10 protein-coding genes are annotated in these 11156 nt (G+C 53.9%); all 10 read left to right on the top strand.

Features of this window, described 5'->3' with window-relative positions; all coding sequences use genetic code 11:
• A partial coding sequence (locus BS626_RS10725; RefSeq protein WP_139308818.1) for a DUF2345 domain-containing protein occupies nt 1–819 on the top strand: 819 nt, incomplete at its 5' end.
• Complete coding sequence (locus BS626_RS10720) at nt 816–2384, top strand: DUF2235 domain-containing protein (RefSeq protein ID WP_075182378.1); 1569 nt, start codon at nt 816–818, stop codon at nt 2382–2384. The genes BS626_RS10725 and BS626_RS10720, both read left to right, overlap by 4 nt.
• Nucleotides 2381–3028: a DUF2931 family protein gene (locus BS626_RS10715; protein WP_075182377.1), complete on the top strand. Its 648-nt coding sequence runs from the start codon at nt 2381–2383 to the stop codon at nt 3026–3028. Before BS626_RS10720 ends, BS626_RS10715 begins: the two co-directional genes overlap by 4 nt.
• A 78-nt stretch (nt 3029–3106) precedes the next feature.
• Complete coding sequence (locus BS626_RS10710; protein ID WP_083615941.1) at nt 3107–3673, top strand: tetratricopeptide repeat protein; 567 nt, start codon at nt 3107–3109, stop codon at nt 3671–3673.
• Nucleotides 3674–3727: 54 nt separating this feature from the next.
• Nucleotides 3728–3994: a PAAR domain-containing protein gene (locus tag BS626_RS10705; protein WP_075182375.1), complete on the top strand. Its 267-nt coding sequence runs from the start codon at nt 3728–3730 to the stop codon at nt 3992–3994.
• 3 nt (nt 3995–3997) lie between these two features.
• Entirely contained in the window at nt 3998–5152 is a 1155-nt protein-coding gene (locus tag BS626_RS10700; protein WP_075182374.1) for a hypothetical protein, read from the top strand.
• Entirely contained in the window at nt 5139–8552 is a 3414-nt protein-coding gene (locus BS626_RS10695) for an ImcF-related family protein (protein ID WP_075182373.1), read from the top strand. The genes BS626_RS10700 and BS626_RS10695 overlap by 14 nt, the downstream gene beginning before the upstream one ends.
• Nucleotides 8552–10150: a type VI secretion system protein TssA gene (gene tssA / locus BS626_RS10690; protein ID WP_075182372.1), complete on the top strand. Its 1599-nt coding sequence runs from the start codon at nt 8552–8554 to the stop codon at nt 10148–10150. The genes BS626_RS10695 and tssA overlap by 1 nt, the downstream gene beginning before the upstream one ends.
• A gap of 61 nt (nt 10151–10211) precedes the next feature.
• The gene (locus BS626_RS10685) at nt 10212–10715 is read left to right on the top strand and encodes a hypothetical protein (RefSeq protein ID WP_139308817.1); all 504 of its coding nucleotides are present in this window, start codon (nt 10212–10214) and stop codon (nt 10713–10715) included.
• Nucleotides 10716–10760: 45 nt separating this feature from the next.
• Complete coding sequence (locus tag BS626_RS10680) at nt 10761–11126, top strand: hypothetical protein (protein ID WP_075182370.1); 366 nt, start codon at nt 10761–10763, stop codon at nt 11124–11126.
• Nucleotides 11127–11156: the final 30 nt, after the last annotated feature.

Raw genomic sequence — 11156 nt, 5'->3', positions numbered from 1 at the left:
ATGTTGTCCATGCGGGAGGCGATATCTCAACTGGAAAATGCCCTGAGCATTGCCAGAAGTTTGTCTGATGCTGCAGAAACGGCGCAGGCGCTACCCGCCGATATTCAAAGCCAGGTGAAGTTGACTGATGCCCTCAAAGATCTGGTACAGCCAGGAATGGTGTTGAATGCACCTGAAGGCGTGAGCATCACCAGCCCACAGGCGGTTCGCATGGCGTCGGGTAGTGCCAGCGTTGGGATTATGTCACAACAAAATACTGACATCAGCGCGCTTAAGCGTTTTACCGTGGCGGCGGGAGGAGCGGTGAGCATGCTGGCCAGAAAGGCCGGAATGAAACTGTTTGCCGCAAAGGGAAAAGTTGAAATCCAGGCGCAGGATGATGCGCTTGATGCGATAGCCAAAAAGGACGTGACCGTAACCAGTACGGAAGGTCGGGTTGAAATTACGGCTGCAACAGATGTTGTGCTGAAAAACCTGGACGGTTCGTTCATCCAGTTGCAGGGTAAAGATATTATTCTGGGCTGTGAAGGTAATATCCTGTTGAAATGTGCCAATGTTCAGAAAATGGGGCCAGCAACCGTAAGTTCACCTCCACATGAATTCCCAAAAGGTTATGGAGGTGTTTATGCTCTCAATGATGATAGTGGGAACGTCATTCCTAAGACTGAATACAAGGTTACTACAGCCGAGGGCCAGGTATTTTCAGGTATATCTGATGAAAATGGCAAAACAATGCCTATTTACACTTCAATGCCGGGTAAAATAAATATTGAAATACTAGGGACCGGTAACTCATCAGCAGGGAGCAATAAATCATGACTAATTATCATGCATGGGAAGCCAACGACTGTGAACACTTTACTGATGTAAACATTTCGGAAAAAACAATCGTTTGTAAACGAAAGTCTGTTCCTGGTATTACCATTACAATTGGGATGTTCTTCGATGGTACAGGTAATAATGTCTTCAATACAGATGAGCGCCTATTGAAAAGTTGTACTCACCTTGATGTTGGTCTTAAAAAAGAAGATCTTGAGCTTTGTACCAAAAAGCTAGGGATGAGTGTAAATGGCAGTGGTAGCTTTATGGGGTACTATTCCAATATTCATTGGCTAAATACACTTTTTTCCGTTGATGATGAGGTTGTTGAGGATAAAACTCAATTTCAGCGTGCTGTTTACGTTCAAGGTATTGGTACACAAAAAGGCAAAGAAGACAACCTGGTAGCAATGGGGACCGGGACTTTATCAGAAGGTGTGGTTGATAAGACCGATGAAGGTGTTTCTAAGATCGCAAAAGAAATCCGAACTCTGCTCGGTGAAGGAAGTGGCATAACAAACGCAATAGAGAAAATCCAATTCGATATATTCGGTTTCAGTCGGGGCGCAGCAGCGGCCCGTCATTTTGCAAATCGCGTCAGAATTAATGATAACGCGATACAGCAAGCAATCACTAAGGGGCTAGATGGCCGAAATCATCATGGGCAGCCTGCCGGTGAAGTGCGGTTTATCGGATTGTTTGACACCGTTTGCGCCGTTGGGCTTGATCCGCACGATGCCATAAATCCTGGCGTGGATCTGGATTTACCTCCCGATATCGCACAGAAAGTTTTCCAGATAGCGGCGATGCACGAGTGTCGATATAACTTTAGCCTGAACAGTATAAAAGAATCATGGCCAGAACTATCTCTCCCCGGAGTACATTCCGATATTGGCGGTGGTTACAACCCAAATGAGCAGGAATATTATTTTTTAACAAAACCGAAAAATGAAACTGTCAGGGATAGTGTTCCTCCAGAGATTACTGATGTTTATCGACAGACTGCAGCTGAAACACCTGATTTGAAGGCGCTTCCTAATCTAAGTCCAATTATGGCGAGTGGAGAGGTAAAAACTGAAACCTGGTATGACTATCTGGTAAATCATGATAAACGGCGTCAGGAGATAATAGAGAAACGCGTCGGCGCTTCTGTTACGCTTAAACGAGTTGTTCCTAATGACTGGAGCAAGGTCAGTTTAAGGGTGATGCTGGATGCTGCGTTAGAGGCAGGGGTCGAGATGAATGAAATTTTGCCAAAAGATCAAAATTTCACATTACCTCCAGATCTCGAAGCTTTGAGCCAAAAAGCAATTGCCCAAGGAAAAGCAGTCAGAAGTGGCAGTGTTCCAACACCTTATACTTCATCGGAAATGCAAGTTATTGGAAAATACATACACTGCTCAGCAAACTGGAATCCCGTTGAATTTAAAACGGTATGGCTTGATGGCAAGCATATTGAAAAAATATATGGAGCAGTAAAAGCGACAGAAGTGTTTGGATTTATTAATCGACCAAACCCCGGCTGGACACGTACAGTATGGAATATGAAAGGGGAAAAAGCATGAAAATAATTACTATTTTTTTGTCATTTACTTTTTTGGTGAGTTGCTACAGCAGTTCAGCTAATGACCAGCAAGGGAAGATTAAAGCCCCTTTTGATGAGTGGTACTTTACCTTTTCAACACCTAAAGCACTACCTGCTCAGGTGACACTTGTAAAACTTATTGATGTCAATGGGTATGGAAAGGTTTTTCGAACAATAGACCAGCCACAAGGGCAAAGCGTGGGGACATGGAGCCAGCATGCCGGAAAAGGAACTTCGCCTTTTAATAAAGCATCTTCTCCCCCGCAAGTTATACAGTTTTGCTGGGATTCAATTATTGATAAAAAAGTTTATGAAACTACATTAGTGTTCTCTTCTGAAACTAAAAATAAAATGCTTACTACAGAGCCCAACAACTATAGCCCTGGAGATAATTATTATTTTCAGTATATGGTGATTGGTCTTGCGCCTAAAGGTAAAGTCAGGGTTTGGCTAAAAAACAATGGCAGACCTAATCTTGAACAAAAAGGTACAGAAATCACAACAGTCTCAGGTAATAATCTAAACATGTGCAAAGGAGAGACCAATTTTCCTAATGGGTATGAATATAGTGAGGGAATGAAAAAGTTTATAAAAGGTAAGGCGTATCCTTACGGGCAGTGGTGATTCAAATAAGAGTTGATTTTCAATGACGGGTGTCATTCGCGTTTAATAAACTCACTCATTGTTGCGTAAGATCTATTTATGAAACTATCCAACTTCGTTTTTTGGCTTTCTATCGCTGCACCATGTTTCGCTGAAACTGTCGTTATCGATCCTACGTCAACGACTAAAGCAGACGATGCAAACTCAATGGCTAATGTTTATCGTTTGGGTATGGGGGTTCCGAAGGATATGAAAAAAGCATTTGAACTCTATCAGGTTGCTGCTGAACTCGGAAATGCGGACGCTCAGATCGATTTAGGTGACATGTATTATTATGGAGAAGAAGCCCCTCAGAGCTACGAAAAAGCCAATTATTGGTATGAGAAGGCTGCGAAAAACAGCAACGCTAAAGCTCAGATGTATTTAGGTTACGCATATCTTAATGGTAAAGGTGTCGCTGTGGATTATGATAAAGCCAAAAATTTTCTTGAGCTTGCAGTTAAACAAGGCGAGCCTTCAGCCATGTATCACTTGGGTATGATATATTTTGATGGTAAAGGGATGGCTGTAAATAGAAGTAAGGCCATTCCACTATTCCAAAAAAGTTGCTATAAAGGCGATTCGAATGCATGTAGTAAGTTAAAAGAAATTGATATGGAAAAATAATGTTTTACCTGCATAAAGAAATACATATGCGGAAATCAAAAAATGGAGTTTCGTATGTCTAAAGGCTTTGTATTGCTTGGTGATAACACCACGCACGGCGGTCAGGTTATTTCCGCTTCATCAACAATGGTAGTAAATGGCAAGAAAGTTGCTATCGTGGGAGATAAAATTAGCTGCCCAATAGTGGGTCATGGCATCAACGCTATTATTGAAGGTTCGCCTGAATGGTCCTCAGACGGTAAGGCGATTGCTGTTGATGGTTGCCGCTGCGAGTGCGGTTGTCAGCTGATATCCAGCGCACCGGATTGCGTAACAGGATAAGTCATGAGCTGGGAGCGTCAGAAATCAACGATATCGACTAAGCCTGAAGAGCCTTCATTCATCCTGTGGATGCTGCTGGGGATTTTCGCGCTGGTCGGGTGCGTGCTGTTGTTTGTCCTGCATGCCAACCAACTGGCTGGGCCACTTCAAACATGTAATCTTTGGGCCGTCACCGCATGCCCCGCAGTTATCTGGTTTTTCTTTCTCTGTCTGCGTGGCTGGCTCTATAACAATGCATTTGACAGACACCAATTTGATGCCGCTGAGGCAGAATTTGCGCAACAACAGTGGATGGGCTGGGCTGGTCGCAATATCACAGTACTGCACAGTGGTGTCATGCTGCCTGCAAATCTGACACCTCAAATTTTTTTGGCAGCCCCATCAACGCTGGAGCAAAAAACATCTCTGCCCCAGCGTATTTGTCTGCACGATCATTGGACTCATTTTTCTGTTTTAGTTTCGGGGTTAAATCCAGCTTTGGCACAGTTACCTTCAGATATAGAGCTTGCCGTCACGCTGTTGACCGACTCTCACGATGATTTTCCAGCATTGCAGGATGCATTTGCGCATGCCTGGCTGACCGCTATAGTGGATCGCCCCGTTCCACAGTTGATAATTCTTACTTCAAAGACCTTTATCTCGCTGGATGAGCGAATTAAATCACCGGTGCTGGATGTGGATTTAATCCTGATTCACCAGACTCAGGGGCGGGACGCATACAGTGATGCGCTGGCTGTCCTGCTGTTGACCTCTGATGATGTGGCCACAATATATAAACTCCCTGTTAAAGCACGACTTTTGCGTCCCATGGCACTTGATATGACGATTTCAGAAAAGTCACTGGATACGTTTTTCTCGACCCAGACTCAGGCCTGTGCCACCGCAAGTATTGTTGGCGACAATGTGGAATGGGGAAATGCATTCTCCGGTCTGCTTGAAGCAGCAAAAACTTATGGTGGTCACTGGAAACCCGAACAGCTCCACTGGCTGGAAAAATACGCCGGGCTCAGCGGCCCCTTTTCTCCATGGATAATGGCCGCAGTTGCCAGCGATGTTGTGAATTTACAAAAAGCAGGCTGTCTGATGCTTTCTACCGATGGCGAGCAGAAATTTATTAATACCGTGCAAACAGGGAGCAGTAATAATGACAACAGGTAATTCGTCATGGCGTGGAGGGTGGGGCAGGCTGGGATTCTCAGCTCTCATTGCAGGGGGGATTGCCTGGTTAATCTGGCACTTTGGCGAGCAGGTTGGGCTGCACACAACGCTCACGAAAAGCCTGGTGCTTGCCGGTGCGTTATTTTTATTACTGATGCTTCGTTACGGTAAAACATTGAGCCTTGCTATCAATCAAGGCTGGCATCGTTTTCAGGCGAAGCGTAAAAGTGTCCTGCCTGCCGATGAAGGCCGCGTTAAGCAGACCGCGCCCCGCAATGTCACCGTTGATACCATCCGCGACGCCATGCGCAACCTCTACGGTCGCCGCTGGGGCTGTAAAACCCGCATTCTGCTGATAACCGGCCCCGCCGCTGAAGTGGAACAGCTGACCCCAGGCCTGACGGGCCAGCTCTGGCAGGAAGACCGGGGCACGCTGTTGCTGTGGGGCGGCGACCTCACTACCCCAGCGGACAGTGCCTGGCTGACCGCGCTGCGTAAACTGCGCCATCGCCCGGCTGACGGACTGGTGTGGGTGACCTCGGCTTTTGACCAACTCTCAGTACCAGGGCTGGAGCCGCCGCCGCCGGTACCGTCAGAAAGCACCATGGATTCCCTGTCTCATGCCATCAGCGCGCGTATGGAAACGCTTGGCTGGAAGCTTCCGCTGTATGTCTGGTCCCTGCACCCGCGCGCCGGTCAGCCGGAAGGACGCATCGTACAGGCCACAGGCTGTCTGCTGCCTGCCGATTGTCGTACCGAAGCGCTGGCAGAGCAACTCTCCGCCCTGACGCCGGCGCTGACCGCGCAGGGGCTGCAGCAGGCCTGCGGTGAGGTGAAACACCACTTTCTGCTGACGCTGGCCGACCAGCTGATCCGCGCACCGGAGAGCCTGAGCGCGCCATTGTCGGTGCTGCTCAATCCGTACCGTCCGCTGCCGCTGGCCGGCGTGGTGTTCAGCCAGCCTTCCGCCGGTGCTGAGCGTGCCGTAGCGCACCACTGGGGGATGGACAGGCGCTGGGATGTTCTGCCTGAATCTGTCCGGATGCTCCCCACCGCCCTGCGCCCGGTGAAACCGGGTATTCCCTGGCGCAGGGGGGTGGCGTCTGCTGCTGCGCTTACGATGGTGGCCTGGGCGGCGTGGATGGGCGTCGCCTATCAGACCAACCGCAGCCAGATTGCCAGCGCACATGCGCAGGCATCTCTTGCCGCCCGGGACAATCAGCCGCTGGAGCCGCGCCTGCGCGCCCTGTCTGCGCTGCAGAAAACGCTGGCCCGCCTGCAGTACCGCGCTGAGCATGGGGTGCCGTGGTATCAGCGGGCCGGGCTGAGTCAGAATGATGCACTACTGACCGCACTCCGGCCCCGCTACCGGGACAGCGCCCTGCCGCTGCTGCGCGATGCGGCGGCAGAGCATCTGCAGACGCAGCTCAGTGCCTTTAATGCGCTGCCGGCGGCCAGCCCGCTGCGCGAGCAGATGGCAAAAACCACCTGGCAGCAGCTTAAACTCTACCTGATGCTGGCGCGCCCGGAGCATATGGATGCCGCCTGGTTCAGCGCGGCGTTGCTGAGCGACTGGCCGACGCGTGACGGGGTGAAAGACAGCGTATGGCAGGGCATGGCGCCGTCGCTGCTGTCGTTCTGGGCGGCGCAGCTGGTTGCGCACCCGGAGTGGAAGCTGCGCGCCGATGCGCGCATGGTCAGCCAGGTGCGTTCGCTGCTGGTGCGCCTGATGGGCGTGCGTAACAGCGACGCCTCCCTCTACCAGAAGATGCTCTCCCGGGTGGCGCACCTGTACGCCGACATGCGCCTCGAGGACATGACCGGCGATACCGACGCCGCCCGCCTGTTCAGCACCGCTGACGTCGTGCCGGGCATGTTTACCCGCCAGGCTTGGGAGCAGGCGGTGCAGCCCGCCATAGATAACGTGGTTAAGACGCGGCGGGACGAACTGGACTGGGTGCTGACGGACGGCCAGCGTCAGGGAAATCCACAGGATGAGGCCGCGCCGGAAGCGCTGAAAAAGCGCCTGACGGAGCGTTACTTCACCGATTTTAGCGGCGCCTGGCTGACGTTCCTCAACGGCCTGCGCTGGCACCGTGCCGCGACGCTGTCGGATGCGATTGATCAGCTGACACTGATGGCCGATGTGCGGCAGTCGCCGCTGGTGGCGCTGATGAACACCCTGAACGTGCAGGGGCGCACCGGACAGACCGGCGAGGCGATTTCTGACTCCCTGGTGAAATCGGCGAAAAATCTGCTGGGCGGTGACGGCGGACATGCCATTGATCAGCATGCCGGTGCCTCTGGCCCGCTGGAGGCGACCTTTGGTCCGGTGCTGGCGCTGATGGACAAGAACCGCGCCGGCGCACAGGCACTGAGCCTGCACTCTTACCTGACCCGCGTAACCCAGGTGCGTCTGCGCCTGCAGCAGGTGACCAACGCCGCCGATCCGCAGGCCATGACCCAGACCCTGGCCCAGACGGTATTCCAGGGCAAGGCGGTGGATCTGACCGAGACCCGCGACTACGGCAGCCTGATTGCCGCCGGCCTGGGCCAGGAGTGGAGCGGTTTTGGTCGGACGGTATTTGTGACCCCGATGGAGCAGGCCTGGCAGCAGGTGCTGACCCCCGCGGCCGGGAGCCTCAATGCCCAGTGGCAGCAGGCGGTGGTAGCCGAGTGGAACGCCGCCTTTGGCGGACGCTATCCGTTCAGCAACGCCAGCAGCGACGTGTCGCTGCCGCTGCTGGCCAAATACCTGAATGCTGATTCCGGGCGTATCGCGCAGTTCCTGCAGAGCCGCCTGAAAGGGGTACTGCATAAGGAAGGCAACCACTGGGTGCCGGACAGCATCAACGCGCAGGGGCTGACGTTTAACCCGGCGTTTCTTAAGGCGATCAATACCCTGGGCTACCTCTCGGACGTGGCCTTTGCGGAAGGCAACGCCGGCATGAACTTTGAGCTGCGCCCGGGGACGGCGGCGGGCGTGATGCAGACCGACATGATTATCGACGGCCAGAAGCTGACCTATGTCAATCAGCTGCCGACGTGGAAGCGCTTTACCTGGCCCGCGGACACGGAAGCCCCGGGGGCGAACCTGAGCTGGATAAGCACGCAGGCGGGCACCCGGCAGTACGCCGATATGTCGGGGACGTGGGGCTGGATCCGCCTGCTGGATCACGCGCGCGTAAACGCCTATCCCGGCGTGGCCAGCAGCTACCGGCTGAGCTGGAAGGCTCCGGACGGACGCGCGCTGAACTATATCCTGCGTACCGAAGCGGGAGAGGGGCCGCTGGCGCTGCTGAAGCTGCGTCACTTCCGTCTGCCGGACGCCATTTTTAGTACCACCGATTCGCCAGGCCCGCCCTCCGGCGCGGCCGCTGATGCAGAGGAGAATGATTGATGAGCGCGCTGAATACGTTACTGAGCGCCTGCCAGGCGGAGCCGGCGACCCTGCTTGCCGCCGCCCGTGAACGCGTGGCGCAGTGGGATAACTGGCTGCAGCCGCTGCCCGGGTCCGCGCCCGCTGGCGACGATCCGGGCTATGATGACGATTTCCTGCAGATACGCGAGGAAATCAATAAGCTCTCGGGCGCCAACACCGCGCTGATTTGCCAGCATACCGAAACGCTTTTAACCACCGTTGCCAAAGATATCCGCGTGGCAACCTGGTACTGCTGGGCGAAGCTGCACCGCGAAGGGGAGCCGGGGCTGGCAGACGGTCTTGAACTGCTGGCCGGCCTGCTGGCGCGTTTCGGGGCCCAGCTGCATCCGCAGCGCGGGCGCAGCCGCAAGGCGGCGCTGGCGTGGCTGGCCGGTTCGCGCATCACCGACTCGCTCGCCCTCTATCCGGAAGTGGTCAGGGAAGACGCGAGGCGCACCACCGGGGCGCTGCTGCTGATTGCCGGGCTTATCGAAAATGAGCCGGATGAGACCCGTCCCGCGCTGGACGCGCTGTATGGTGCGCTGGAAAGCCGTCTGCAGAAAGCGGGCGGGGTGGATGCGGTGGTACCGCAGAACGCCAGTACCAGCGAACCCCCTCCGGCTGCCGGTCACGCCGATGCCCCGATTATCGGGCGGATCGCCTCCGGTCAGGATTTGCTGGCCCAGGCCCGCACGCTCACCGACTATCTGCGTGAGCAGCCCGACGGCTGGCTGTCGGCTCACCATCTGATGAAAAGCCTGCGCCATGACACCCTGCGGGCCATTCCGGCTCCGGACGCGCAGGGGCGAACGCGCATTGAGCCGCCAAGGGCGGACCAGCGCGCGCTGCTCAAACGCCTCTACCTGCAGCAGAACTGGGCTGAGATGCTGGACGCAGCAGACAGCACTTTTTCCCGCGGGGCTAACCACCTGTGGCTGGATCTGCAGTGGTATATCCATCAGGCGCTGACGAAGTCCGGCCAGGCGACGCTGGCCGGGATCATTGCCGCGGACCTGAAAGGGCTGCTGACCCGCCTGTCCGGGCTGGAGACGCTGGCGTTCAGCGACGGGACCCCGTTTGCGGATGAAGTGACGCTCAACTGGATCCAACAGCATATCCTGAACGCGGCAGGCGAGTGGGGCGCTGACATGCCATCCGCCCCGGTCGCTGGTGACAACGATGACATTCTGGCGCTGGAGCCAGAAGCGATGGCGCTGGCGGATAGCGACGGTCCGGATGCGGCGCTGGGCTGGCTACAGAACCGCCCGGGCATCACCTCGGCCCGGCAGCGGTGGCTGCTGCGGCTGCTGATGGGGCGTATCGCGGAGCAGTACGGAAAGAATGAGCTGGCGATGCATCTGTTTGCCGAGCTGGGGGAGCAGGCCGGAGAGTTAACGCTCAGCGCCTGGGAGCCTGCGCTGTGGTTTGAGGTGCAGGCCCGCCATCTGAAGCTGCTGCGGCTGAAAGCCGCGCGCAGCGAGGCGGATAAGGCTCGCCTGACACCGGTAATGGACCAGTTACTGGCCGGGCTGATTGCGGTCGATCCATCAAGAGCCGCGGTGCTGTGTGCTTCCTGATCGGTAATTGACGGTTGTCTGCCCTTCCCACTGAAAGAAAACAGTTAACGATTATCATCAGGTGAATACATTGATGAAGTGCCTTTATCTTATTGCTGCCCTCTTATTTTTATCGGGGTGTACTTCCTCTGTGAATGTTCACAAGGAATGGCGCGGTATTAAATATTATCGCATTGATTTCTCTGGCCACGAGATAAAAAAACTGCCTCAAGGTGCCAGGCTGGTGAAGGGAAAAAAAGATGTTGCGATAGGTGTTCTGGACAGTAATGGCAATACGGGTGAATTTGTCGTCTCAGGACAGGTTACCGACAATGACTATATAGTTGAGCCAATGTGGCATTTCTATGACTACTCGGGACGTTTTACCACCACCTCCCGTGACGGAAAAGTCAATCCTTTCATCACTTACAAAATTATTAATCAATGTCAACCAGATGATACCTATACGGGAGTAAGCGACAGTCAAGGCAAAACCATTCTGTTTGCCACAGAAAAACCCTGTGAGCTGAAAATCACTTTCCCACGTGAAATACATCGCGATGAACAAAGTGAAAACGGCCATTGAGGACATATTTAATTCTGTCCGGACTTCCTCTGCAACGAGGGAAGCATGGAAGGGTTAACCCTGCGCCATGACGAGGCGGAATTACGCTACCGGCGTGATGCCGCGAAAATGAAGCCGCGCAAACACGGCGCAGATGATGAAAATACGCTGCTCAGTGGCTTCTCTGGTGGCTCTCATCAGGAGATAGCACTGATCGGGCACACCGCGCTGCTGCAGTATTTTATGCGGGTTTATTTTTTGCTGGCGCATGCATTTGACGGCTTTTCGGTGTTTTATCTGCAAGGCGGTTTTCACCGCATTGATGACGTCACTGACTCACGCGGAAAAACCACTTATGCAGATGAATACGGGCGGTTACCCGGGACCGCGATACGCGATATAGGAAAAGAGTGGCGGCACGACCTACCGTAACCGGTACGGGCAGCTGGCCAGTACATCCAC

Origin of the sequence: Pantoea sp. 1.19 (assembly GCF_001922585.1) — a bacterium.
In the GTDB taxonomy this organism is placed as follows: domain Bacteria; phylum Pseudomonadota; class Gammaproteobacteria; order Enterobacterales; family Enterobacteriaceae; genus 1-19.
The sequence above is the reverse complement of the archived record's forward strand: the minus strand, read 5'-3'. Positions and strand labels throughout refer to the sequence as shown.